Origin of the sequence: Streptomyces sp. RLB3-17 (genome assembly GCF_007113425.2) — a bacterium.
GTDB lineage: Bacteria > Actinomycetota > Actinomycetes > Streptomycetales > Streptomycetaceae > Streptomyces > Streptomyces mirabilis_D.
Window position 1 is genome coordinate 3957469 of record NZ_CP041610.2, and the last position, 23779, is coordinate 3981247.

The window sequence follows — 23779 nt, forward strand, 5'->3', positions numbered from 1 at the left end:
GCTGCCGAACCGCGGCGGACTTCGCCGGGCCCGCTCAGGCCCTGTCCGAGGACCTGTCCGTCACGGCGTGCGCGGGGTTCAGCCCAAGTAGAAGTCCCTGCGCGCGGCCACGAACGCCTCGATCGTCCGGGCCGGCACGCCCGTGACGCGTTCGACGTCGTCGGACGTGCGGTCGTAGCGGTTTTCCCGGTGCAGTCGGGCCATCGTGGCGATGTGCTGTTCGGTGTGCGGCGGCAGGCCCGCCTTGGACAGCACCTCGGTCCGCCACCGGTCCAGCGGCACGTCGACATAGGACACCGGACGCCCCAGCGCCCGTGAGAACTCCTCGGCCATCTCGTTCATGTCGACCGTGCGTGGCCCGGTCAGCTCGTAGACGTGCCCGATGTGCGGGGCCGGGTCGCGGAGCACGGTGGCGACGACGCGGGCGACGTCGTCCACGGCGATCGGCGAGGTGCGTCCGGTGCCGAACGGCAGCGCGATCGTGCCGTTGTCCCGGATCGATCGCGCCGCCAGTGTGGTGAACAGCGGATTGTCCAGGAACGCCGTCGGCCGGACGTGCACCACCGGCAGGCCCGACCAGTCGAACACCTGCTCAGACAGCCAGTGCAGCCGCTGCTGGTCCGACTCCTCGGTGCTGGTGGCGGTCATCTGCGACACCGTCATCTGGGACATGTCGACCAGGCCGTCCAGCTCCCCGTGCTCGCGCGCCACGCTGGCCACCACGGTCGCCGCGAGCAGCTGGTCCGGCGACACGGGCATCGCGAAGTACATCCGCCCGACACCCTCCAGCGCGGCGGCGACGGTCTCGGGCCGGGTCAGATCGCCGATGACGACCTCCGCGCCGAGCACACGCAACTCGGCCGCACGCGCGTCGTCGCGGCGGACCATCACCCGCGTGGGCACGTCCTGCGCGCGCAGCTGGTCGAGGACCGTGCGGCCCACGTCACCGGCGTTGGAGATGAGAACAAGATTGCTGGCAACCAACGGTCGATCTCCTTGTGAGTCGTTGACGGCGCCCATGAGATCACCTGTCCCGTCACACCACCGGAACCAAAACGCAATGGCGGCGGCCCTGTGGCCACCGCCCCTCCCGGCCTACGATCAACGCTCTTCGTCCAGGAGGGGTGGGTGCCGTGCGTCGTAGAGCCCGGATCATGATGACGATGGCGGCCGCGCTGGGCCTCACGGTGGGCGTGAGCGGCTGCGGCACGGACTCCGGGTCGGGGGCGAAGACCACGACCCTCACCGTCGTCGCCACGAACTACGGCGACAGTGTCCACAAGAACTCCATCGGCTTCTGGGACCGCGTCGGCCTCGCCTTCCAGGCCGCCCATCCCGACATCCGGGTGGAGACGAAGGTCTACCCGGCCGACGAGGTCGACGCGAAGGTCGCCGCACTCGTCAAGCAGGGCAGGGCGCCGGACGTCGTGCAGACCGACAGCTACGCCGAGTACGCGGCCAAGGGCATGCTCTACCGCGCGGACGAGCTGCTGTCGATCTCCGCCCAGGGCAGCTTCGTACCGAGCCTCGCGCAGGCCGGGCAGGTGCGCCGCGTCCAGTACGGCCTGCCGTTCACGGCGAGCACCCGCCTCCTCTACTACAACAAGGACCTCTTCTCCCGGGCGGGCCTGAAGCCCCCCACCACCTGGCAGCAACTCCTCGTGGACGCCCGCGTGTTGAAGGCCATGGGCGTGACGTACCCGATCGCGCTGCCCCTCGGCCCGGAGGAGGCGGAGGCGGAGACCCTGACCTGGCTGCTGGCCGGGGGCGGCGGCTACACCGACAACAGCGGCAGCTACGCCCTCACCTCGAAGGAGAACGTCTCCACGCTGAAGTGGCTGCGCTCCTCCCTCGTCGCCGAAGGTCTCACGGGCCCGACCCTCCCCGGCAAGCTCAACCGCGGCGCCGCCCTCCAGGCCTTCATGGACGGCAAGGCGGCCATGGTCAACGCCCCGCTCTCGCTGATGCGCCAGATCGAGGACTCGACCCTGAGCGTCCCCTACGGCACCGTCGCGCTCCCGAGCCGTACCGGCCGGACCGTGCCGACCATGGGCACGGCCGACTGGACGATCGCCTTCCGCTCGGCCGGCCACCGCGAGGCGACGGGCAAGTTCCTCGACTTCCTCTACGGCGACAAGTACGTCACCCAGCAGGCCGCCGAGTACCAGCTCCTGCCCGTCACCACCGCGGCGAGCGCCGCCATGCGCCAGGACAAGCAGTACAGCAAGCTCTGGAACGGCCTGGACGCCCTGGGCAACATGGAGCTCTACCCCCTCTCCGAGACCAACTGGTCCCAGGTGGTGGCCTCGATCAGGGCAGAGATCGGCAGGTCGGTGGCTCCGGGCGGGGATCCGGAGGCGGTGCTGTCGTCGATCGGGAAGGCGACCCGCTCGACCTCCTGACCAGGGACAGCCACCCCGGCAGGTCGACCTCGGCGCGGACGGTCTTGCCGGGCGGCTCCCGGTCCAGCACCTCCCACCGGTCGGCGAGTGCCTCGACGAGTACGAGGCCCCGACCGCCTTCGTCGAGGGGACGGGCGGCCGGTACGTCACCGGGTCCCGGCGGACGCGGCCCACTGCGCGTGTCGGTGACCTCGACGCGGACGCTGCCCGTGACGAGCGACAGCCGCAGCTCGAAGTCCCGGCCGGGTACACGCCCGTGCGTGACCGCGTTGGCGGCCAGCTCGGCGACGATCACGGCGACGGTGTCGGAGGCGTCCGTGCCGTGCGGGATGCCCCAGGTGTGCAGCTGGTGCAGGACGAGGTGACGTGCGAGGCGGGCGCCGCGCGGGGTGGCGCTGAGTCGCTGCGTGAACACACGTACGGTAACCGGGTGTTGGGGGGTGGGTGGTGCGGTCATGGGCCCAATCTGGCGGTGATCACGGCCACTTCACCAGGTCGGCGCCGCGTACGCTGCGGGAGCGTACGCGGTGACGGACTGGACAGTACCGGTCACTGGGCGTGACCATGGGGTGCGGGAGGTGACCCATGGTGGTCGATGGTGCGGTGGGGACGGGTGGAGAGCCCGAGTCGTCGGACAGTCTGCGGACGTTCGGGGCGGTCGTACAGGCCCTGCGGGAGCATGCGGGGCTGAGCCGGGAGGAGTTCGGGGAACGGGTGCGGTTCTCCAAACACACGGTGGCGTCGGTGGAGCTGGGACGGAGGATGCCGGATCCGACGTTCGTCGAGCGGGCGGAGGAGGTGCTGGGCAACACCGGGGCGTTACGGAAGGCGGCGGGGCATCTGGCGAGGCAGCCGGGGTTGGCAGCGTGGTTCAGGCAGTGGGCGAGGTTGGAGACGACCGCGATCACTCTCTACACCTATGAGTGCCGGTTGATTCCCGGTCTGTTGCAGACAGAGGCGTATGCGCGGCAGTTGTTCACCGATCGGTTGCCGTCCCTGGACGACGAGCAGATCGAGGCCCAGTGGACAGCAAGGGCCGAGCGTCAAAGACTGTTGCGAGAGCGGCCGAACACCGCATTCAGCTTCATCCTCGAAGAGCACTTGTTCCTGCGGCGTACAGGCGGAGTCGAGGTCACGCGCGAGCTCATCGACCATGTACTGGAGGTCTCCGCACTGCGAAACGTCGAGGTCCAGATCATGCCGTTGGTGCTGGAGTCGCATGCCGGAATGGCGGGCCCCCTCCAGCAGTTGGAGACCCCCGACAACAAGTGGTACGCCTACAACGAAGCCCAGCGCGGCGGCCTGTTCTTCTCCGACCCAAAAGAGATCAGCGTCCTCCAGCGGCGGTATGCCAGGATGCGTTCGCAGGCTCTCACCCTTCAGGACTCCGTGAGCCTGTTGGAGCGGATGCGAGGAGCGCTATGAGCACGTCCGAACTGGCCTGGTTCAAAAGCAGCTACAGCAGCAGCGGCGACGGCGACTGCGTCGAGGTCGCCACCTGCCCCCGTACCATCCACGTCCGCGACTCCAAGAACACGGACGGCCCCCACCTCGCCCTCTCCCCCACCACCTGGGCCGACTTCCTCAACTACGCCTCGACCACCCCCCGCTGAACCGACGGAGTCACAACGTGTCACTGGGAGGGGCAGGCTACCCATGCCGGACCCGCCCATACTCGAGTCCATGAACAGCAAGGACCAGCTCGGTCGATTCCTCCGTACGCGTCGCGCGCAGCTGCGACCCGCCGACGTCGGGCTCTCGACGTTCGGGGAGCGCCGACGCGTGCCCGGGCTGCGGCGCGACGAGCTGGCCCAGCTGGCGGGGGTGAGCCAGTCGTACTACACGCGGCTGGAGCAGGGGCTGTCCCTCAACGCCTCCGTGGAGGTACTGGACGCGATCGCCCGGGCGCTCCGCCTGGACGAGACCGAACACCGCCACCTGCACGACCTCGCCGGGGTGGTGCGCAAGAGCGGCAGGAGTCGGCCCCGCCGCCCGGCACCCGAGCGCGTCTCGGAGGCGACGAGGCAGCTGATCGCCGCCTTCGGGGACACCCCGGTGATCGTGCTCGGCCGCCGGAGCGACGTCCTGGCATGGAACCGCACCGGGCACGCGCTGTTCGCCGGGCATCTCGATCCGGACAGTCCCGAGCAGCCGGCCCGGCGGCCCAACACCGCGCGGCTGGTCTTCCTGGATCCGCACACGCGTGATCTGTACGAGGACTGGCAGCGCAAGGCCCGGGACGCGGTGGGCAAGCTGCGGCTCGCGGTCGGCGAGCACCCCGACGATCCGGAGCTGGCCGAGCTGATCGGTCAACTGACGATGAAGAGCCGCGAGTTCACTTCTCTGTGGTCCGAACACCGCGTTCGTGCGTGGGACATCGCGACACACCGGATGCGGCATCCGCTGGTCGGCCCGATGGACGTCGTCCAGCAGGCGATGCCGGTCCCGAACGAGCCCGGGCAGCGCATCGTCGCGGTCACCGCGGCGGCGGGTTCCTCCTCACAGGCCGCGCTGACCCTGCTCGCCCAGGTCACCGCCCCGCGCACGCGGACCGCCGTCGACACGGATTCCGTTTCCGTCCAGTAGCCGGGGTGACCCTCACCCCTCTCTTCGGCATGCCCACGCATGCCTACTCAAACCTGCCCAAGTCCAACCAGAAGGAGACACCATGTCCACCACCACGCTCTACACCACCGAGGCCCTCTCGACCGGCGACGGCCGCAACGGGGAGGTCCGTAGCCTCGACGGAGTCCTCGACGAGGTCCTCGCCGTGCCGAGGGAGATGGGCGGCCCGGGTGGCGACAGGACCAACCCCGAGCAGCTCTTCGCCGCGGGCTACGCGGCCTGCTTCCACAACGGACTGCGGCTGATCGCGGCCCAGCAGGACGTGAAGGTGCCCGGTTCCACCGTCACGTCGACCGTGAGCCTGCTCAGCAAGGAGGACGGGGGCTTCACCCTGGCCGTGAAGCTTTCGGTCCACCTGCCCGGCGTGGAGCAGGCGACCGCAGACCGGCTCGTACAGACCACGCACCAGGTCTGCCCCTACTCCAACGCCACCCGGGGGAACATCGACGTGACCCTCGAAGCGACCGTCTGAGCCAACCCGACCCGGACCCGGTTCACCTGTCCTACAAGGAACTTGACGGCTCATCACTTTGCCGTACTGACAGCTGACCAACAGCATCCGTTCCTAATCTGCCGTGTTCATGACAGACACTTCAGGAGCAGCCCACCCGATCGGGCGCCGAACGGTGCTGATCGCCACCGGCGCCACGGCCGCCACCCTGGCCGTGGGCGCCGCCGCACCGGAAGCCCCCACAACCGACACGACGAACGCGGTGCACTCGGCCCCCGTCGCCGCGGCGGCCGTCTGCACCCTCACCAAGGAGATGACCGAAGGCCCCTACTACCTGGACGGCGCCCTGGTCCGCGCCGACATCACCGAGAGCAAGCCGGGCGTCCCGCTCAAGCTCGCGCTCACCGTCGTCGACGACGGCACCTGCGCCCCGCTCTCCGGCGCCCTCGTGGAGATCTGGCACTGCGACGCGCTGGGCGAGTACTCCGGCTTCGTCGGCAACAACGGCCACAGCGAACCGGACGACGGTTCGTTCCTGCGGGGCGGCGTCCTCACCAACGCCGGCGGCGTCGCGAACCTCACCACGATCTACCCCGGCTGGTACCGGGGCCGCTGCATCCACATCCACCTCAAGGTGCACACGGGAGTCACGCTCACCTCGGACGGCAGCTTCACCGGCGGCCGGGAACTCCACACCGGCCAGCTCTTCTTCGACGAGACGATCACCACGGCGGTGGCCAGGATCTCCCCGTACTCCACGAACACGGTCACCCGCACCACCCTCGCCCAGGACTCGATCTACGACGACGGAGGCGCCGCGTCCGGCCTCCTCACCCTGACGGCCCTGGGCAGCACGGCCGCGTCGGGCTACACGGGCACGCTGACGGTCGGCGTCGAAACGAGCTGACGTCCGACCCACGGATCCCCACAACGGGCCCCGCCGGAGACCGGCGGGGCCCTCGCCTCGATAACACCACGATCATCTCAATTGATCTGTGGATCTATGGACGCACATTCCCCTGAATGACCGAATGCCTTACGCCCTATGGTGCTCGTTATTCAGCCGTGACGACAAAAGATATGCACGCAAACGACTGGCTCGATACCGCCGACGGGAGGGCACGCCTGGAGCACTGCGCGGACCTGCTCGAGGAGTTCCTCAAGGCCATGACCCGCATGGAAAGCGAATACCTGCGGGCCACGTGGGACGGACACACCGCAGATGGATCCCGCTGAGCCAGGGCGCAAAGGAGCCGCAGACAGATGGACTGGACTCAGGACGATCCCACCCTCCGCGACATTCAGCTCGATCCGCGAGCCACCGCCTACGATCCGCTGAACCCCCCGTTCACCGGCGCCGATCCGCTCGGGACGCAACACTTCTGGCACGTCCCCGAGCCCGCGATCGAGCCGGACGCGTGGGATCCGGACGAAGAGCTGGCGCAGATGCTGTACACGACGTCGAGCGTGACGCCCGCCGCTCCGGCCCCGCCGCACAGCCACGCCCTGCCGCGCCGCCCGGTCAACCGGCGCAGGCCCCGGCCGGGATTCCAGGCCATTGCAGCTAAACACAGGATCATCACGGTTGTTTTCCTGGTCGTAATGATCATTGTATCCGCGGTGATGATGCTGGGATGGTCCGTCTCTTATTCATACAACCAACTGCGTGGTATTTCACTACTGGTCGTTTCGGCAAAGTTGGCCCGATGGTGGCCGCTCATGGTGTACGGACCGTGGCTCGTGGCGGGTCTGTCCATTCTTCGGGCGTCCGTTCAGCACCGGAGCGCCAGACGGTCCTGGTCCGTGATGCTGATCGCCTCCGCCACGGCGGTCGCCCTCTGCGTCGGCCAGTCCCCGCGCTCCCTGCTGGCGATGGTCGTCGTCGGAATCCCACCCATCACCGCCCTGATCTGCTTCCGGGAACTCGTCGGCCAGATCTCGCCCCACCACGGACCTCGTCACGCCTGCCAGACCCTGAGGCGGCCCAAGCAGCCAAGACCTTGATCGTCACGGCCGTCCCCGCCGGAACAACGCTCAGCGCGGAGGTTCGGGGAAGACCACCCGTAGTCGTTGAACTCTTCTGTCCCGCCGGAACATGAGCCAGGCGAGGGTCGGCGGGCAGGGGCTGACGGCGCCGACGGGATTGATGACGTCCATCTCCCAGATGGTGATGTCCCGGCTGGCCACCACGTGGCGCAGGTGCTGGCGCACCCCGGATTCCCGGTTCTGCCGCATGGCCGGGAAGGGGTGGGTGCGTTCTCCTGTTCGGCTGAGCGCACCGACCAGCTCGGTCTCGGCCGGCCACAGCTCGGCTATCTCCCGAGGCAGGTTGCCACGCGCGGCACCCTCCAGGGTCTCCAGGGCCTCCTGCCTGCTGCCCTCCGTGAGAACGGAAGCGTCGTCGTGCGCCTGGGCGGCGGTCGACAACAGCACCTGGGCCAGCTTCGCCCTGGCCTGGTTGAGCCGGCTGCGCACCGTGCCCACCGGTATCTCACAGGCGGCGGCGATGTCCTGGTACGAGGTGATGCCGCTGAAGTGCCGCAGCATCAGCACCAGCCGCAACTGCTCGGGCAGTTCCTCCACCGCGTCCCAGATCCAGTCCCGCATCGCGTGCTGCTCGACGACCCGCTCCGGGTGCGACGGCTCGTGATCACACGGGTGCAGGTGGTCGAGGCCGTCCAGTCCTGGCGTCTCCCGGGCGACACGCAGCCGCATGCGGGCGGCGTTGCGCACGACCGCCCGCAGCCAGGCTCCCACGGCCGCGGGATCCCGTACGTCCCCGATGCGTCGCAGCGCGGTCAGTGCGGCGTCCTGCACCACGTCCTCCGCGTCGGGGCCGTAGCCGAGCAGGCTCATCGCCACCGCGCGCATCGGCGCCTGATGGCGAGCCAGCAGCAGCCCGAGGGCTCCGGTCTCGCGGGCTTGCGCCCGGCGGGTGAGTTCCTCGTCCGTGGGTGAGGTGAGGGGCATCATGTCCGAACGCCTCCGTCGCGATGGCGATGCGCGCAGGATAGACCTCGCACTTGGGGTCGTGAGAGCCCTGGCCCTTCAGGGCCGCTGGACGGGCTCCGGCAGCCAGCTTCCGTGGAACCCCGCCGGGACGGGGTGGGGCAGTTCCACCACTGTCTGGACGGTCATCTCCGCGGCGTCGAGGACGAGCAGTTCCCCGGCCTCGCCGTCGTCGTTCGAGACGAGCGACAGGAGCCACCCCTCGTCCTCGCCGGTGGTGTCCGCCGCCGGTACGAAGACCGCCTCGCCCGCGTAGCGGCTGCCGGGCGTCTCGTAGGCGTGACTGGTGTGGCGCGTGAGGTCGTGCTTGGCGATGCCGGCACCGGAGACGGTGTAGAGGTAGCGGTTCGCGCGCCCGGTGAGGGTCTCGTTGTGCGTGGGGAACTCGACGTCACGATCGTCCAGTGGGGACTCGGAGGCGCGGCCGGTGGCCGGGTCCAGGGTCCAGCGGTGCAGGACGGAGGAGGCCTGGGAGTGGCCCGGCTCCCTCACCCCGACCAGACCGCTCGCCCCCGTGGAGCCGCCGATGTCCGACCAGGTGTGCTGGAAGCCGGCGCGGTCGTAGCGCACCGCGTCCAGCACGATGCGCCCCCGCCCATCTTCGTAGGCGTTGCCCACATGGAAGACGTAGCAGGGATCGACGTCGTACCACCGCACGTCGGTGCTGCCGGGCGTACGGGACATGACGCCGAGCCGCGCGCCGTACTCCTCGTCCCACCGGTAGGGCATGCCGCCGCCGGAACCGGCCAGGGTGGGATCGAAGACGACCGGCAGGTCCATCCACACGATGTGGTGCTCGGTGATGGCGAAGTCGTGCATCATCGTCGGGCCAGGTACCTCGACCGGCCGGCTGTCGAGCAGCCGTCCGTCCGCGGTGACCCGGTGATAGGTGAGGTACGGCGGGGCGAACCCGGCCCCGAACAGGTGAAGTTCACCCGTGACCGGGTCCTCCTTGGGGTGGGCCGTCATCGCGGTGGTCAGCCGCCCGCCGAAGTCGTACGGTCCGACGGTCTCCAGCTCGGGGGTGACCCAGTGGGGAAGACCGACCTCGCACAGGGCCAGGACGGTGTCGGCGTGCCGGATCACGTGTGTGTTGGCGGGCGTCGCGGCCAGGTCGACGGTGGAGTCCGCGCGGATGAACGGGTGCCCGTCCAGCTGCCGGGTGCGGATCCACCGGTTGCGGTACCACTCGGCGCGTCCGCCCCGCAGCCGGATGCCGTGGAGCATGCCCGGACCGGTGAACCAGTGCCCGTTGTCCTGGCCGGGCAGCGGGTTGGGGCCGTTGCGCAGATAGCGGCCGTCCAGGTCGGGCGGCAGGGAGCCCCGCACGGTGAGGTCGGCCGCGCCGTGCTCCTGGGGGACCGGGGCGAAGCGGCCCCGGAGATACAAGGGAAGAGCTGTCTCGTTCGTCACGCGGTCGCCCCCGCGGCGGCCTTCTTGATGAGCGCGGCGACCTCGCCGGGCTTGGACACGTAGACGGCGTGGCTGCCGCCGGTCTCGCTCACCGTCGCGCCCGCCCGCTCGGCCATGGCGCGCTGGGCCGGGGGCGGGATCATGCGGTCGTCGGTGGCGACCAGGTAGAAGCTCGGCTTGGTGCGCCAGGCGGGGAGGGTGACGGTCCCGCCCAACGCGTCCAGGCCCCACGGCACTTGGGAGTCGGCCAGGAACCGGGCCTCGTCGGCGGGCAGGTCACCGGCGAAGGACGCGGCGAACTTCTCCCGGTCGAGGAAGAGGAACCCGTCGTTCGGGGGCAGGATCGGCGGGACGGGAGCTCCGGGCGGCGGGTCGGCGATGAGGGTGTTCACGGACTCGCCCTTGTCGGGTGCGAACGCCGCGACGTACACGAGTGCGGACACGTTCTCGTGGTTGCCCGCCTGGGAGATCACCGCGCCGCCGTAGGAGTGTCCGACCAGTACGGTCGGGCCGTCCTGGGCGTCGAGTACCCGCTGGGTCGTGGCGACGTCGCCTTCGAGCGAGAGCGTGGGGTTCTGGACGACGCTGACGGTGCAGCCGTCCGCGCGCAGCAGCTCATGGACCCCCCTCCAGCCCGATCCGTCGACGAATCCGCCGTGGACGAGAACGACGTTCTTTGCTTCCGGGGTGGTGGTCACGATGTGTTTGCTCCTTCTCGTACGCAGGGGACGGTCTATCGGGGTACGGCCGTGACCGGCGCCTGGGCGGCCAGCAGGCGCGCCTGGGCCCGGGCGGGGTAGACCTTCGTGAAGACGGCGGGGCCGACGAGACCGGCGACATGGGCGGCGATGCCCACCCAGGCCGGGGCGTCCACCGCGCCGCAGACGGCCAGGCTGACGCCGATGAAGGTGAAGCCGGCGCCCCAGGCACTGGTGATGTGGTTGTTGACCCGGACGAACTCCGGCATGTCCCAGTACTCGGGGGGAGTCTGGCGCTTGGCGATGCCCAGCGTGAAGGGGCGCCGGATCGCCAGGGTCCCCCAGGCGGTGGCGGCCAGCCAGCCGAAGGAGACGACGTCCGTGTGGTCCGCCAGCGCCGAGCCCGGGTCGGCGACGGCCACGGCGCCGACCACGACGAAGTACACGACGGTGCTGATCTCCAGGATCAGCGCGTCGAGGCCGACCCCGCGAAAGCGGTCCTGCAGCAGGAGCAGGAGCCCCGACACAAGGCCCGCGATCGCGCCCCAGCGCCAGTCGAAGGACGAGACGACGCCGGCGACGATCCAGGGGATGAATCCGCGCAGATAGCCCATGAAAGTTCCTCGGTGAAATGGAATGGACGGCTACGGAGATGTGCTGTTCCGAAGCCACCCAGTGACCCGACACCGACCAGATGCACGGCAAGCGCAAAAGTTCGAACCCAAGAACGTGACGCCCGTCACACCTCATGTCACACGCGACGTACGCACATGGAAGGCCCCGCCATGACACTCGCCACCGAAGACCGCCTGGCCATCGCCGAGTTGGTTTCCCTGCACGGCCATCTCTTCGACGACGGACGCCTCGACGAACTGACGGAACTGTTCACCGAGGACGTCGTCTACGACGTGTCCGCCTTCGGACAGGGCGAGTTGGCCGGGATCGCGGCGATCCGGGACGCGACCCTCGTCCTCGGCGCCGCGAACCCCGTCGCCCATCACGTCACCAACATCGTCATCACCGACGACCTCGGGGACGGCCGCGCGCGGGTGCGGTCCAAAGGACTGGGGGTCATGGCGGACGGCCGGTGCGGATCGGTGTCGTACGAGGACGTCGTGGTGCGACGTGATGGGGTGTGGCGCATCGCGCGGCGGAGGGTGGAGGCACGGCGGGTGCCGTTGAACGGGGTGACGCGCGCGTAGCGCCAGTGAACGGAGTGACGCGCGCGTAGCACTGGCGCGCGCTCAGCCCAACTCGCCGCGCTCCACGCAGAATTCGTTGCCCTCGGGGTCGGTGAGGGTGACCCAGCCGCCGCCGTCCGGGCGGGTGTGGTCGGCGATCTGGCGGGCGCCGAGGGAGAGGGCGCGGGCGACCTCCTGGGCGCGGGTGCGGCCCTGCGGCTGGAGGTCGAAGTGGATGCGGTTCTTGGCCGACTTGCCCTCGGGGACGCGCACGAAAAGCAGTGTCGGGCCGCCGGACGGGTCTCGCAGCAACGCCTCCGGGTCGCCCGGCTTGTCGTCGTCGTCCAGCGGGCGGCCGAGCAACTCGCTCCAGAACAGGCCGAGATCGTACGGATCGCCGGTGCAGTCGAAGGTGAGGGTGCGGATGGTCGGGTTCAGCCCCGCCGACTCGCCCATGGCTTCAGGCTCCCTTCTCGCCGTCGACCAGTTCCCGGACGATGTCCAGGTGGCCGTTGTGCCGGGCGGTCTCCTCGATCAGATGGAGCACGATCCAGCGGAGGTCCATGTACCGGCCGTCGCGGAAGGGACGCTTGGCCTTGGTGTCCAGGTCGTGCTCGGCGACCAGGAGACGGTAGCGGGCGCTCTGCTCCTCGTACTCGTCGAGGAGTTGGGGCAACGGCACGTCGACGGCGATCCGCATCTCCGGATCGGGATCCTCCTCCGTCGCGGCCGCGATCGGCCCGTCGTCCTCCTCACCGAGGAACATCACGTGGATCCAGTAGTGCTCGACCCAGCGCAGGTGGCTGATCAGCCCGCACAGCGTCATCAGCGGGGATCCGGGGAGCGGGGCCTGCCGCGCGCCCTCCGGCGAGACCCCCTCGCACTTGGCGCGGGCGGTGGCACGGGCGTAGTCGAGGAAGGTGGTCAGCTGGGTGCGTTCGTCCCAGGCGGTTGGCGTATCGGTTCGCGTCATAGGGGTGCAGCATCACCGTCCCGCCCCTCGGTGTCGAGCGAATTAGACCGCCGAGGCGGGTGCCTGGGGCACCCTTGCTTCGTCGTACCGTACGACGAAGGGATGTCAGGTGACAGACATCGGTCGCTGGATGGACGGTCTTCAGGAGCGGGCCGCCGAGGTGCTGCCGGAGGACGTCTACGCGTACTTCCGGCGCGGCACCGGTCGCGGCATGAGCGTCGCGGAGGCGACCTCGGCCTGGGACCAGTTCCGTTTCCGGGCACGGCTGTTGCGGGACGTCTCGACGTGCGACGCGTCTACGACCGTACTCGGCACGCCCGTTCGTACCCCCGTACTCGTCGCGCCCAGCACCCTGCAGCGCAAGGCCCACCCGGACGGGGAGGCCGCCACCGCGCGGGGCGTCGCGGCGGCGGGTTCGCTGCTGGCGGTGACCTCGAACACCGCGGTGCCGTTCGCGGACCTGGTGCCGAGCGGGGCACCGTGGTGGGTGCAGGTGTACGTGGCCCGGGACCCCGTACTGACCATCGAGACGCTGGAGCGGGCCCTCGCCGCCGGGGCGCGGGCGGTCGTACTGACCGCCGACACGCCGCCGGTCAACGGGTCGCGGGGCCAACGTGGCACGCAGGTCGACGACTTCATCGGACCGGAGGACCTGTACGGCAACGTCACCGGGATTCCCTCGCCCGAGGCGGCCGAGCGCGCACCCGATCTGACCCTCGACGTCATCGGCTGGCTGCGTGAACGGGCCCGCGGCCTCCCCATCGTCGTCAAGGGCGTGCTGCGCGGCGACGACGCCCGGGAACTGGTGGCCGCGGGAGCGTCCGGCCTCATCGTGTCGAACCACGGTGGACGGCAACTGGACGGGCTGGTGCCCACCGCCTGGGCCCTGCCGGAGGTCGTCGACGCGGTGGCGGGCACCGGTGCCGAGGTCTACGCCGACGGCGGACTGCGCCGCGGCACCCACATCCTCGCCGCCCTCGCTCTCGGTGCCCGTGCCGTGTTCATCGGCCGGCCCGTCCTGTGGGCGCTGACCGTCCGCGGCGCCGCCGGCGTGACCCGCCTGATCGACGACCTCACCGACGAACTCGTCGAGGCGATGAGCCTGACCGGCACACCGAGCGTGCTCGAACTGACCCGCGACCTCCTGTGGGCGGCTCCCCGACCGCCGCTCGATTGATCGAACATGCGGGCCGTTGATCGAACATGCGGGCCGTCGGCGATCGAGCTGTCCCGAAATGCACAGTGCGACCTGCTGTGTCACCGTCATGTCACAGACAGCCCGGCAGGTGAACCCCGGAAGCCGATGACGCGCTCTGAAGCGACGAGTGTCGGCGAGAGACCGGCGCCTGAACCACTTCGGGGGATTTCATGTACGGCATCGGTATCCGCAGAGTCGCGACGGCCATGGTGACCGCGTCGGCGGCCACCCTGCTCATGACCGCGTGTCAGCCGGGCGGGACCCCGGCGGGGGCGGGCTCTTCGCCGTCGGGCGCTCCGGTCAAGCCGGCGGCGTCCACCTCCACCTCCGGCTCCGCTTCCCCCTCCACACCCTCCACACCCGCCGCATCCGCCACGTCCGGCTCTCCGGCGCACACCACGACGCCGTCCACCGGTGCGAAGGCCTGCGGCCTGCCGGATCTCAAGGCGTCCATGTACCAGGCCGCGGTGCGGCCGGACGGTACCGGGACCGGCGCGGCGATCGTCGAGTTCACCAACGTGTCCGGCAAGGCGTGCACCGTCCAGGGGTATCCGACCGTGGCGGGGGCGGGCAACGGTTCCCCCGAGAAGAACCGGCCGCTCAAGGTGACCACGACCGGGGGCGCGTCCACGGTGAAGGTCGCGGCGGGCGGGAAGGCGTGGACGAAGCTGACGTTCGTGCAGGTCCAGGGTGAGGCCGACGGCTACTGCAAGTCCGGAGCCACACCCGCGAGCTACCCGACGCTGGTGGTGGGCGTCCCGGGTGCCGGGGCGCACCAGGTCGCGCTGACGGACGGTGTCATCGCCGAGTGCGACGACAAGGTGACGGTCACCGCCCTCTCGGCGGCCAAGCCCTCCTGACCCATCCGCCCCGACCGTACCGGCCGTACCGCGTAATCCGCCCGCGCCGAGCCCCTCATACGGCCATGGGAAGACGCACCGCTGTGGACAATGGCCGCATCCTCCCCCAAGTTCTCGGGTTCGCTCGAACAACCGGGGGGGGATGCCCATCGCTGTCCCCGAAAGGCCCCGCATGGTGTGGAGCAGACGTACCTTCAGCGCACTCGCCGGCACCACCGCGCTCGGACTCACGCTCAGCGGGAGCGGCGGCGCCTTCGCCCGCGCGAGCGCCCCCACCGGCCCGGCGCCGGACCCGCCCGGCGCCGACGGCACCCGCCACACCGTGGGCTTCGACAAGTACTCGATGCTGGTCGACGGCAGCCGTGTCGTCCTGTGGTCCGGCGAGGTCCACCCCTTCCGGCTGCCGAGCCCCTCCCTCTGGCGGGATGTCCTGGAGAAGCTGCGCGCCCACGGCTACAACACCATCAGCGTCTACGTCTCCTGGAACTACCACTCCCCCGCGCCCGGACGGTACGACTTCACCGGCGTCCGCGACCTCGACCTGTTCCTGCGCACGGCCGCCGAGACCGGCCTGTACGTGATCCTGCGGCCCGGCCCCTACATCAACGCCGAGGTCGACGCGGGCGGCTTCCCCGGCTGGCTGACCGCCACCCGGGGCACCGCCCGCACCTCCGACCCGACCTATCTGTCGTACGTCGACGAGTGGCTGACCGCCGTGAACCGGATCGCGGTCCGGCACCTCTACACCCACGGCGGCGGCACGATCGTCCTCTACCAGCTGGAGAACGAGTACGCGAACAACGTCACCAGCCCCCGCGGGCGCGACTACATGGCCCACCTCTACGCCAAGGTCCGCGCCGACGGCATCGACGTGCCGCTCTTCCACAACGACAAGGGGCGCAACGGGTACTGGGCGCCGGGAACGTTCGACACGGGCGGCGAGAGCGGCCGCTATCTGTACGGCTTCGACGGCTACCCCTCGACCCTCGCACCGCCGCCCGACTGGGGCTACTACGGCGTCGGCGGTACGAAGGGCGGCTCGACGGCGAGTCCCGAGACCCCGGGGCTGCTGGCCGAGTTCGGGGGCGGCTGGTTCGATCCGTGGGGCGGGGTGGAGTTCGACGGGAAGGGGTACGCGGAGTCGGCGCGGACCCGTGACGCGGCGTACGAGCGGCGTTTCTACCTCACCAACCTCGCCAACGGCATCAAGGTCCACAACGTCTACATGACGTTCGGGGGGACCTCCTGGGGCTGGCTGCCCGCGCCGGTCGTCTACACCTCGTACGACTACGGCGCCGCCCTCGACGAGGCCCGCAGACCCACCCCCAAGCTGGTCCCCATGCACCAGCTCGGGCAGCTCCTGCACTCCGTGCCCGACCTCGCCAAGCTGGACCGGGCGGCCGACATCCAGGTCGGCGCGAAGGGCGGCGCGTCGGGGGAGGCCGCCGGGATCACGGCGTACCACCTGGTCAACCCGGACACCGAGGCGCACTTCCACATCCTGCGCAACGACCGGGCCGACGACGTCCTCGCCGCCGTCCCCCTCGCGGGAGTGGACGTTCCGCTACCGGTGCCGGTCCCCGCCCTCGACGCCCGGCTGCTCGCCACCGGACTTCCGCTCGGGCGGCGGACGTTGAGGTACTCCAGCGCCCAGCCGATGCTGTGGCTCACCGCCGGACGGCAGGACATCGCCGTGTTCACGGGGCGCAAGGGGGAGGCGACACGGACGGCCGTCGAGTGCGCGAGCAAGCCCACGGTCACCGTGCTGGAGGGGAAGGCCGACCACGCGTACACGTCCGGCGCACTGCGCGTCGACGCCGAACTCGACGGTCTGACCCGGGTGTTGGTGGAGGGCGGCGGCACGGACGCCCCCTTCCTCCTGCTGCTCGCCGACGACGAGACGTCCGTACGGCTGTGGCGCCACGACACCCCGTCGGGGCCCGTGCTCGCGTACGGCCCGGCGCTCCTGCGCACCGCCGCCCTGCGCGACACGACCGTCCATCTCACCGGGGACACCGTCGAGGCGGCCGACCTGGAGGTGTGGGGGCCGCGCGGGATGAGTGAAGTGGTGTGGAACCAGGGCAGGTTGAAGGCCCGGGCGACCACCTCCGGGAGTCTGCGGGCCGAGCGGCGGCTGCCGGGGGTCGCGGCGGTCCACCTCCCCGCGCTGGACAACTGGCGCTTCCACACCGAGAACCCCGAGTCGGACGCCGGGTTCGACGACTCCGCCTGGAAGGTCGCGGACAGGACCTCCTCGTACAGCACCACCCCCGTACCGGCCGGGCAGCCCGTCCTCTTCGCCGACGACTACGGCTTCCACTACGGAGACGTCTGGTACCGGGGGCGATTCGAGGAAGCGGGGGACGCGGGCGCCGCCGAGTCGGTGTCCCTCTCGTACGTCACGGGCACACAGGGGCTGCTGATGGCGTGGCTGGACGGGAAACCGCTCGGCGCGCACCGGATGCCGGTGCCGGACAAGTCGACGGTGCGGAAGGGCACTTGGTCCGCCACGGCCACCTTCCCCGTGCGGTACGCGAGCGGACCGCACGTCCTCTCCGTCCTCGTACGCCGGATGCAGCACGACATGGACGGCGCGGCGAAGGACACGCACAAGGCCGCACGGGGCCTCACGGCGGTGACGTTCGCGGGGGCGAGCCCGGCCGTCACCTGGCGGATCCAGGGCGAGGCGGCGCCCGACCCGGTGCGGGGACCGCTCAACCACGGCGGGCTGTACGGGGAACGGCAGGGCTGGCATCTGCCGGGGTTCGCCGACGGCGGCTGGAAGGCCGTGGACTTCCCGCGGGCGGCGCGTGGGCAGGGAGTCGCCTGGTACCGCACCGGGTTCCGGCTCGCGATCGACCCGGGCGTGGACGCCTCGATCGGGCTCACCCTCACCGACGACCCGGCCCGCGCCTACCGCGTCCAGATCTTCCTGAACGGCTGGAACATGGGCCAGTACATCAACGACGTCGGCCCCCAGCACACCTTCGTCCTGCCAGGCGGCGTCCTGCGCACCCGGGGCGCCAACACCCTGGCCCTCGCCGTACTGTCCGACGGCACCACCCCGGCCGGTCCCGGCGAGGTGAGGCTGACGCTGATGGGCAGCGCGGCCGGAGGGGTACCGGTGACACCGGTGGACTCCCCCGGCCGCGCGCACGCGCGCGCTAGCTGAGCCGGATCACGTTCCAGGACAGCGGCTCCAGGACGGCGGTCAGGGTGCCGTCGTCCTGGAGGGTGGTGCCCTCGACGGGGTGCGGGGTGACCCGTTCCTGGTCCTGGAGGGTGTTGCGGGCGTCGGGGTCCGCGTCGGCGACCGCGCTGTGCTCGACGACCGTCGTCAACCCCAGCCGGTTCAGGGCGACTTCGAGCGGCAGCGGCTCGGTCTGGCTGCGGTTGACCGCGAAGACGGTGACCGAGCCGTCCTCGGCACGCACGGCGGTGGCGTGCAGCAGGTCGACCTCCCCGTACTTCTTCGTCTCGTACGTCGGCGACACCGCGCGGACGTCGAGGACCTCCCCGCGCCCGTACTTCGCCGCCTGCGCGAACGGGAAGAACGTCGTCTGCCGCCAGGCCGCGCCGCCCGGCTCCGTCATGATCGGCGCGATGACGTTGACGAGCTGGGCGAGACAGGCGACGGTCACCCGGTCCGCGTGCCGCAGCAACGCGATCAGCAGGGAGCCGAAGACGACCGCGTCCGTGACGCTGTAGACGTCCTCCAGGATGCGCGGGGCCTCCTGCCAGTCCTCGACCGGATGCGGGTTCGGCCGGCTCTGGTACCAGACGTTCCACTCGTCGAAGGAGAGGTTGATCTTCTTCTTCGACTTCAGCCGGGCGCCCACGTGGTCGCAGGTCGCCACCACGTTCTCGATGAAGGACTCGGTGTCGACGGCGGAGGCGAGGAAGGAGTCGCGGTCGCCGTCGGTCTCCTCGTAGTAGGCGTGCAGGGAGATGTAGTCGACGAGGTCGTACGTCTCCGCCAGCACCGTCGCCTCCCACGCGGCGAACGTCTCCATGCTCTGCCCCGACGATCCGCACGCGACGAGTTCGAGGTCCGGCTCGATCTGACGCATCGCGCGGGCGGTCTCGGCGGCGAGACGGCCGTACTCCTCCGCCGTCTTGTGGCCGGTCTGCCAGGGCCCGTCCATCTCGTTGCCCAGACACCACAGGCCGATACCGAAGGGCTCCTTGTCGCCGTGCGCCACCCGAAGGTCCGAACGGGCCGTCCCGCCCGGGTGGTTGGCGTACTCCTGGAGCTCCAGGGCCTCGGCGACGCCGCGCGTGCCGAGGTTGATCGCCATCATCGGCTCGGCCTGGGGGCCGATCTTCCTCAGGAAGGCGATGTACTCGGACAGGCCGAAGCGGTTGGTCTCGGTGGAGCGCCAGGCGAGGTCGAGGCGGCGGGGCCGTTCCTCCGCGGGGCCCACGCCGTCCTCCCAGTTGTAGGCGGAGACGAAGTTGCCGCCGGGGTAGCGGATGGCGGTGACGCCCAGTTCGCGGACCAGTTCCAGTACGTCGGTGCGGAGGCCTTCGGCGTCGGCGGAGGGGTGGTCGGGTTCGTAGATGCCGGTGTAGACGCAGCGGCCGAGGTGTTCGACGAAGGAGCCGAAGAGGCGGGGGTTGACCTCACCGATGGTGAAGGCGGGGTCCAGGGCGAAGCGGGCGGTATGCATTCTTTCCTTCCGGGGGTTCAGTTTTGTCTGCGGGTTTGCTGTGGCTGGTCGCGCAGTTCCCCGCGCCCCTAACCGGCGACGGGCCAGCCGTTCCTCGTCCAGTTCAGCCTGTTCAGCCCCAGCTTGGGGGTGCCTGAGTCGTTGCCGTCGTAGTAGTGATAGGCGATCCAGTCCTCGCCGTGAGCACGGAAGACCGACTCACCACCGGGACCGATATAGCGACCGTGAGAAGCGAGGAACAGGTCGCCGCCGCCCTCCAGCATCGGCTTGCCCGTGCTGTCCGTGTAGGGGCCGGTCACCGTCGTCGACCTGCCCACCCGGATCTTGTAGGTGGAGTTCACGCCCGCGCAGCAGGCGTCGTAGGAGGCGAAGAGGTAGTAGTAGCGGCCGTGCTTGACGATGTACGGGCCCTCGACCGCGTACGGGGCGTCCGGGCGGGTGGCCAGGTGCTCCACGGGTGTGTCGGCGATCGCCTTGCCGGTGCTGGGGTCCAGTTCGACCATGCGGATGCCCGTCCAGTACGAGCCGAACGCCATCCACAGCTTGCCGTCGGCCCGGATCACCGCCGGGTCGATGGCGTTCCAGGCGTCGGTGGTCCGGGAGGTGAAGGCCGGACCGTGGTCGGTCCAGGTGCCGGGCATGCCGGTCTTCGACGTGGCCACGCCGATCGCCGAGTGGTTGGTGCCCCAGGAGGAGACGGCGTAGTAGAGCCAGTAGCGGCCGTCCCGGTAGGAGAGGTCGGGGGCCCAGGGGTCGGCGGTGGAGTTGTAGTCGTACCACCAACTCGGCGGCGTGGTGAAGGCGTTGCCCGCGTCGTCCCAGTGGTGGAGGTCGGTGGAGAGGCGGGCGCCGATGACTCCGCCGGTGGAGTAGGCGACGTAGCGGCCGTTCCTGAGGTGGGCGACCGTGGGGTCGTGGATGATCTGCTGGCCGGTGAGCGGGAGGGGGTCGGGGTAGGTGACGTCGGCCGACGCGGTGGACGGGAGCAGGGCGATGGTGGCCGCGGCGAGCAGCGCGGCGAGTCTGAGGCGCTTCAACTCACTCTCTCCTCATGGCTGTTGTGCCTGTCATGCCTGTTACTGGCCGGCCAGACCCGTGTGGGCCACGCCCCGCACGATCTGACTCTGGAAGAAGACGAACACGACGATCAGCGGGAGTCCCGCGATCAGGCCGCCCGCCATGAGCTGCGGCCAGACGATGCCGAAGGCGTTCTGCACGGTGGCGATGCCGTTCGGCATGGTCATCAGGTCGGGGTTGTTGGTGACCATGTAGGGCCACAGGAAGTTGTTCCACGAGGCGATGAAGGTGAAGATCCCGACGGCCGACAGCGAGGGCTTCGAGAGCGGCAGGACGAGGGTGAAGAAGATCCGCCAGCGGCCCGCGCCGTCGATGAACGCCGCCTCCTCCAGCTCGCGGGGCAGCGACTGGAAGAACTTGTAGAGGATGTAGACCATCGCGGCGGGGGCGCACTGCGGCAGGATCATGCCCCAGTAGGTGTCGACCATGCCGAGCGACTGCACGGTGGTGAAGAGCGGGACGCCGAGGATCGCCGGGGAGAACATCAGGCCCGCCATCGTCACGGCCATCAGGACGGACTTGCCGCGGAACTCGGTGCGGGCGAAGCCGTATCCGGCGAGGGAGGCGACCAGCAGCACGATGAAGGTGACGCAGACCGACACGACCAGCGAGTTGACGAACCAGTTGGGGATGTTGCCGGCCTCGAAGACCTTCCGCCAGGAGTCGAGGGTGAAGTCCTTGGGGATCCAGTGCGGCGAGGCCACCGATTCCGCCGGGGTCTTGAGCGACGTGGACAGGGCCCACACCAGCGGCGCCATCCAGATCACGGACAGGGCGAGGGCGACGACCGTCAGGGCGATCTGCGCGGGCGTCCAGGTGCTGCGGGGTTTGCGGAGGGTGGGAGACGGCGTGGTCATCGGGAGATGCCCTCCTCTCGGCTGCGGAGCAGCCACATCCGCCCGAGGGCGACGGCCGCGATGATGAGGAACAGGACGAAGGAGATCGCGGAGGCGTAGCCCACGCGGTAGCTGGTGAAGCCCTGTTCGAGGGTGTACTGGACGAAGGTGCGGGTCGATTCCTCCGGCCCCGGGCCGAACTGGTACATGACCACGGCCTGGTCGAAGACCTGGAGCGAGGCCAGGATCTGCAGCGCGATGACGAGGCCGGTGATGTTGCGCAGGTTCGGCACGGTGATGTGGAGCATGCGTTGGAAGGCGTTCGCGCCGTCCAACTCAGCTGCCTCGTAGAGGTGTTGGGGGATGTTCTGGAGAGCGGCGAGGATAAGCAGGAAGGAGAACCCGACCGTCCACCACAGGGTCGCGACGACGACGGCGAGCAGGGCCGTGGACTTCTGGGTGAGCCAGGGGGTGGTGAGGCCGAGGACGTGGTTGACCATGCCGTTGGTGGGCTGGAACAGCCACCACCACAGGTTGCCGATGACGGCCGAGGGCAGCAGGAACGGCGCGAAGAAGCACAGCCGCCACAGCCACTTGAAGTGCACGGTGTGGTGGGCGATCAGCGCCATCAGCAGGGCCACGACGACGATGCACGGAACGACGTACAGGGTGAACTGGACGCTGTGCCACAGCGAGTTCCACACCAGGTCGTCCTTGAAGGCCTCGCGGTAGTTGTCGAGGCCGACGAAATTGGTGTGGTCGCCGGAGATGTTGGCGTCGGTGAAACTGAGGTAGAGACCGCGGACGACCGGCAGCAGCACGAAGAGCCCGTACAGGACGAAGAACGGGGCGACGAACCAGCCGCCGTGCTGGAAGCGACGGCCCCAGCGCACGCGGGCGGAGTCGGCGGCGGTGGTCGCGCGGGGGCGCAGGGTGGTGGCGGCGACCGTGCTCGTGGCGCTGCTCATGCGCCTGCTCCCTTCAGCTCCTGGGCGGCCGTCCTGCCGTCCATGGGGTTCTTCATGGCGAGCAGTTGCTCCAGGGCGGACTTCATACGGCGGGCCGCCGCGGCCGGCTTCGCGGAGCCGAGGTTGGAGGAGGCGACGATGGGGCCGACGCGCTGCGCGAGGACGCCGGTGGAGCCGGCGAACCAGATGTGCGGTTCGGTGGCCGGGTGCTCCATGGCGGGCCTGGAGTACTCGCTCTGCGGGCTGAGCTTGAGGTAGGCGGGGTCCTTGAAGGTGGGCAGATAGGCGGGGACATGGCCGCCGATGGCCCAGGTGGTGGCGTGGGTGACCATGTAGGCGGCGAGCCGGTAGGCGCCCTCGTCGGCGGCGCCGCCGCGGCCGGACTGGTGGGGCAGGATGAAGGAGTGCGACTCGGCGTGGGTGGCCGGTTTCCCGAACACCGGGGGCAGCGGCTGGGCGCCGAAGTCGAGCTTCTCGCCGTTGAAGTACGGCACCGACCAGTTGCCCTCCCAGGTGAACGGTGACCCGGTGAGGAAGGCCTCGCCGTCGGCCTCGCCGACGGTGACGTAGCCGTCGGTCACGTGCTTGCGGAAGAACTCCAGGACCTCGGTGGCCTTGTCGGTGTCGAAGGTGACGTCGGTCTGGTCGTCATTGAAGTAGCCACCGCCGAGCTGCTGGTAGAAGGCGACGAAGAACCACCAGGCGAAGTTCTGGTCGCTGGCGTGCAGGCCGAGGGTCTGCTGCCCGTTCTTCAGCTGCTTCTTGGCCGCCTTGAGGATGCCGAACCACTCGTCGGTGGAGCCGGCGGCCGGCAGCCGGCCGTCGGCGTCGAGCAGTCCGGCCTTCTTGCAGACGTCCTTGCGGTAGAAGCAGAGCTGGACGTGGATGTCGAGGGGCAGCGCGTAGAGCTTGCCGCCGACGACGCCGCGCTTCCACAGCACGGGGTTGAAGTCGTTCTCCCGCACGCCGTACTTGGCCAGAAGGTCGATGTCCCAGGGGTCCAGGAGGCGGCCGGGCGCGAACCCGGGGACGCGGCCCTGGTGCATGACGGCGAGGTCCGGTGCGCGGTTGCCTGCCGCGGCCATGGCGAGCTTGGTGTAGTAGGGGCCGCCCCAGGTCAGGGTGGAGTCCTTGACCGCGATGTCCGGATGTTCCTTGCGGAAGGCGTCCACCATCGCGACCTGGTTGGTGCCGTCGCCGCCCTGGAAGAGGTTCCAGTAACGGACCCGGGTGCGCGCGCTGGAGGCGAGCGCGTCCGCGCCGGTGCCGAGCGCGGCGAAGCCGAGGCTGCCGGCGACGGTCAGGCCGCCGAGCGCCGCCAAAACGTTCCTGCGGTTCAGGTTTCCACGGTTCGGATACCCGTCGTTCAGGTCAGGTCGTCCCATGCCCTGCCCTCGCTGTTCGAGATTCACTGTTCG

The 23779-nt window shown here is 69.8% G+C and carries 25 protein-coding genes; 12 read left to right on the forward strand and 13 right to left on the reverse strand.

Going from position 1 to position 23779, the window contains the following annotated elements:
• Window positions 1-78 precede the first annotated feature (78 nt).
• Entirely contained in the window at window positions 79-984 is a 906-nt protein-coding gene (locus FNV62_RS18295; protein ID WP_225900286.1) for an NmrA family NAD(P)-binding protein, read from the reverse strand.
• A gap of 149 nt (window positions 985-1133) precedes the next feature.
• Between FNV62_RS18295 and FNV62_RS18300 the strand changes: the two genes are divergently transcribed.
• Entirely contained in the window at window positions 1134-2402 is a 1269-nt protein-coding gene (locus tag FNV62_RS18300; RefSeq protein ID WP_225900287.1) for an ABC transporter substrate-binding protein, read from the forward strand.
• Here the strand turns inward: FNV62_RS18300 and FNV62_RS18305 are convergent.
• A complete protein-coding gene (locus FNV62_RS18305; protein ID WP_144315413.1) occupies window positions 2311-2859 on the reverse strand; it encodes an ATP-binding protein in 549 nt (182 codons plus the stop codon). The genes FNV62_RS18300 and FNV62_RS18305 overlap by 92 nt on opposite strands.
• A 128-nt stretch (window positions 2860-2987) precedes the next feature.
• On the opposite strand from FNV62_RS18305, the gene FNV62_RS18310 reads away from it, so the two are divergent.
• The 7 genes from FNV62_RS18310 to FNV62_RS18340 all read left to right on the forward strand — a co-directional run bounded on the left by FNV62_RS18310 (window position 2988) and on the right by FNV62_RS18340 (window position 7482).
• Window positions 2988-3827, forward strand: a complete 840-nt coding sequence (locus FNV62_RS18310; RefSeq protein ID WP_143601530.1) for a helix-turn-helix domain-containing protein — start codon at window positions 2988-2990, stop codon at window positions 3825-3827.
• Entirely contained in the window at window positions 3824-4015 is a 192-nt protein-coding gene (locus FNV62_RS18315) for a DUF397 domain-containing protein (RefSeq protein ID WP_144315414.1), read from the forward strand. The genes FNV62_RS18310 and FNV62_RS18315 overlap by 4 nt, the downstream gene beginning before the upstream one ends.
• Window positions 4016-4085: 70 nt before the next feature.
• On the forward strand, window positions 4086-4988 hold the full coding sequence (locus tag FNV62_RS18320; protein WP_097288933.1) for a helix-turn-helix domain-containing protein: 903 nt from the start codon (window positions 4086-4088) through the stop codon (window positions 4986-4988).
• An 82-nt stretch (window positions 4989-5070) separates the two neighbouring features.
• Window positions 5071-5499 carry an organic hydroperoxide resistance protein gene (locus FNV62_RS18325; RefSeq protein WP_144315415.1) on the forward strand — a complete coding sequence of 143 codons (429 nt, stop codon included), beginning with the start codon at window positions 5071-5073 and terminating at the stop codon, window positions 5497-5499.
• A 109-nt stretch (window positions 5500-5608) separates the two neighbouring features.
• On the forward strand, window positions 5609-6385 hold the full coding sequence (locus FNV62_RS18330) for an intradiol ring-cleavage dioxygenase (protein ID WP_097288934.1): 777 nt from the start codon (window positions 5609-5611) through the stop codon (window positions 6383-6385).
• Window positions 6386-6501: 116 nt separating this feature from the next.
• Window positions 6502-6714, forward strand: coding sequence for a hypothetical protein (locus FNV62_RS18335; RefSeq protein WP_143601534.1), 213 nt, complete (start codon window positions 6502-6504; stop codon window positions 6712-6714).
• A 27-nt stretch (window positions 6715-6741) separates the two neighbouring features.
• Complete coding sequence (locus FNV62_RS18340; protein WP_079090163.1) at window positions 6742-7482, forward strand: DUF2637 domain-containing protein; 741 nt, start codon at window positions 6742-6744, stop codon at window positions 7480-7482.
• 30 nt (window positions 7483-7512) lie between these two features.
• On the opposite strand, the gene FNV62_RS18345 is transcribed toward FNV62_RS18340, so the two are convergent.
• From FNV62_RS18345 to FNV62_RS18360, 4 genes are all read right to left on the reverse strand, one after another.
• Complete coding sequence (locus FNV62_RS18345; RefSeq protein ID WP_144315416.1) at window positions 7513-8451, reverse strand: RNA polymerase sigma factor; 939 nt, start codon at window positions 8449-8451, stop codon at window positions 7513-7515.
• A 75-nt stretch (window positions 8452-8526) separates the two neighbouring features.
• Window positions 8527-9900 carry a carotenoid oxygenase family protein gene (locus FNV62_RS18350; protein ID WP_144315417.1) on the reverse strand — a complete coding sequence of 458 codons (1374 nt, stop codon included), beginning with the start codon at window positions 9898-9900 and terminating at the stop codon, window positions 8527-8529.
• The gene (locus FNV62_RS18355) at window positions 9897-10598 is read right to left on the reverse strand and encodes an alpha/beta fold hydrolase (RefSeq protein ID WP_060900700.1); all 702 of its coding nucleotides are present in this window, start codon (window positions 10596-10598) and stop codon (window positions 9897-9899) included. The genes FNV62_RS18350 and FNV62_RS18355 overlap by 4 nt, the downstream gene beginning before the upstream one ends.
• Window positions 10599-10633: 35 nt before the next feature.
• Window positions 10634-11212: a hypothetical protein gene (locus tag FNV62_RS18360; protein WP_143607994.1), complete on the reverse strand. Its 579-nt coding sequence runs from the start codon at window positions 11210-11212 to the stop codon at window positions 10634-10636.
• Window positions 11213-11383: 171 nt separating this feature from the next.
• Here FNV62_RS18360 and FNV62_RS18365 point away from each other — a divergent pair, with 171 nt between their 5' ends.
• A complete protein-coding gene (locus FNV62_RS18365) occupies window positions 11384-11800 on the forward strand; it encodes a nuclear transport factor 2 family protein (protein ID WP_144315418.1) in 417 nt (138 codons plus the stop codon).
• 42 nt (window positions 11801-11842) lie between these two features.
• Here the strand turns inward: FNV62_RS18365 and FNV62_RS18370 are convergent, their stop codons facing one another.
• A complete protein-coding gene (locus tag FNV62_RS18370; protein WP_060900698.1) occupies window positions 11843-12235 on the reverse strand; it encodes a VOC family protein in 393 nt (130 codons plus the stop codon).
• A 4-nt stretch (window positions 12236-12239) separates the two neighbouring features.
• The gene (locus FNV62_RS18375) at window positions 12240-12752 is read right to left on the reverse strand and encodes a DinB family protein (protein WP_054233588.1); all 513 of its coding nucleotides are present in this window, start codon (window positions 12750-12752) and stop codon (window positions 12240-12242) included.
• Between the two features lie 109 nt (window positions 12753-12861).
• Between FNV62_RS18375 and FNV62_RS18380 the strand changes: the two genes are divergently transcribed.
• The 3 genes from FNV62_RS18380 (at window position 12862) to FNV62_RS18390 (ending at window position 17982) form a co-directional block, all read left to right on the forward strand.
• On the forward strand, window positions 12862-13929 hold the full coding sequence (locus FNV62_RS18380) for an alpha-hydroxy acid oxidase (RefSeq protein WP_097284570.1): 1068 nt from the start codon (window positions 12862-12864) through the stop codon (window positions 13927-13929).
• A 191-nt stretch (window positions 13930-14120) separates the two neighbouring features.
• A complete protein-coding gene (locus FNV62_RS18385; protein ID WP_143601541.1) occupies window positions 14121-14810 on the forward strand; it encodes a DUF4232 domain-containing protein in 690 nt (229 codons plus the stop codon).
• Window positions 14811-14982: 172 nt separating this feature from the next.
• Window positions 14983-17982, forward strand: a complete 3000-nt coding sequence (locus FNV62_RS18390; RefSeq protein WP_144315419.1) for a beta-galactosidase — start codon at window positions 14983-14985, stop codon at window positions 17980-17982.
• Here FNV62_RS18390 and FNV62_RS18395 read toward each other — a convergent pair.
• The 5 genes from FNV62_RS18395 to FNV62_RS18415 all read right to left on the reverse strand — a co-directional run bounded on the left by FNV62_RS18395 (window position 17975) and on the right by FNV62_RS18415 (window position 23746).
• Window positions 17975-19480 carry an alpha-N-arabinofuranosidase gene (locus FNV62_RS18395; protein ID WP_060900693.1) on the reverse strand — a complete coding sequence of 502 codons (1506 nt, stop codon included), beginning with the start codon at window positions 19478-19480 and terminating at the stop codon, window positions 17975-17977. The two genes, FNV62_RS18390 and FNV62_RS18395, sit on opposite strands and share 8 nt — an antisense overlap.
• Window positions 19481-19548: 68 nt before the next feature.
• The gene (locus FNV62_RS18400) at window positions 19549-20517 is read right to left on the reverse strand and encodes an arabinan endo-1,5-alpha-L-arabinosidase (RefSeq protein WP_143601543.1); all 969 of its coding nucleotides are present in this window, start codon (window positions 20515-20517) and stop codon (window positions 19549-19551) included.
• A gap of 39 nt (window positions 20518-20556) precedes the next feature.
• Window positions 20557-21414: a carbohydrate ABC transporter permease gene (locus FNV62_RS18405; protein ID WP_097284574.1), complete on the reverse strand. Its 858-nt coding sequence runs from the start codon at window positions 21412-21414 to the stop codon at window positions 20557-20559.
• Window positions 21411-22361, reverse strand: a complete 951-nt coding sequence (locus FNV62_RS18410; RefSeq protein ID WP_144315420.1) for a carbohydrate ABC transporter permease — start codon at window positions 22359-22361, stop codon at window positions 21411-21413. Before FNV62_RS18410 ends, FNV62_RS18405 begins: the two co-directional genes overlap by 4 nt.
• Window positions 22358-23746 (reverse strand): extracellular solute-binding protein, encoded by a 1389-nt coding sequence (locus tag FNV62_RS18415; RefSeq protein WP_144315421.1) that lies wholly within the window; start codon window positions 23744-23746, stop codon window positions 22358-22360. The genes FNV62_RS18410 and FNV62_RS18415 overlap by 4 nt, the downstream gene beginning before the upstream one ends.
• Window positions 23747-23779: the final 33 nt, after the last annotated feature.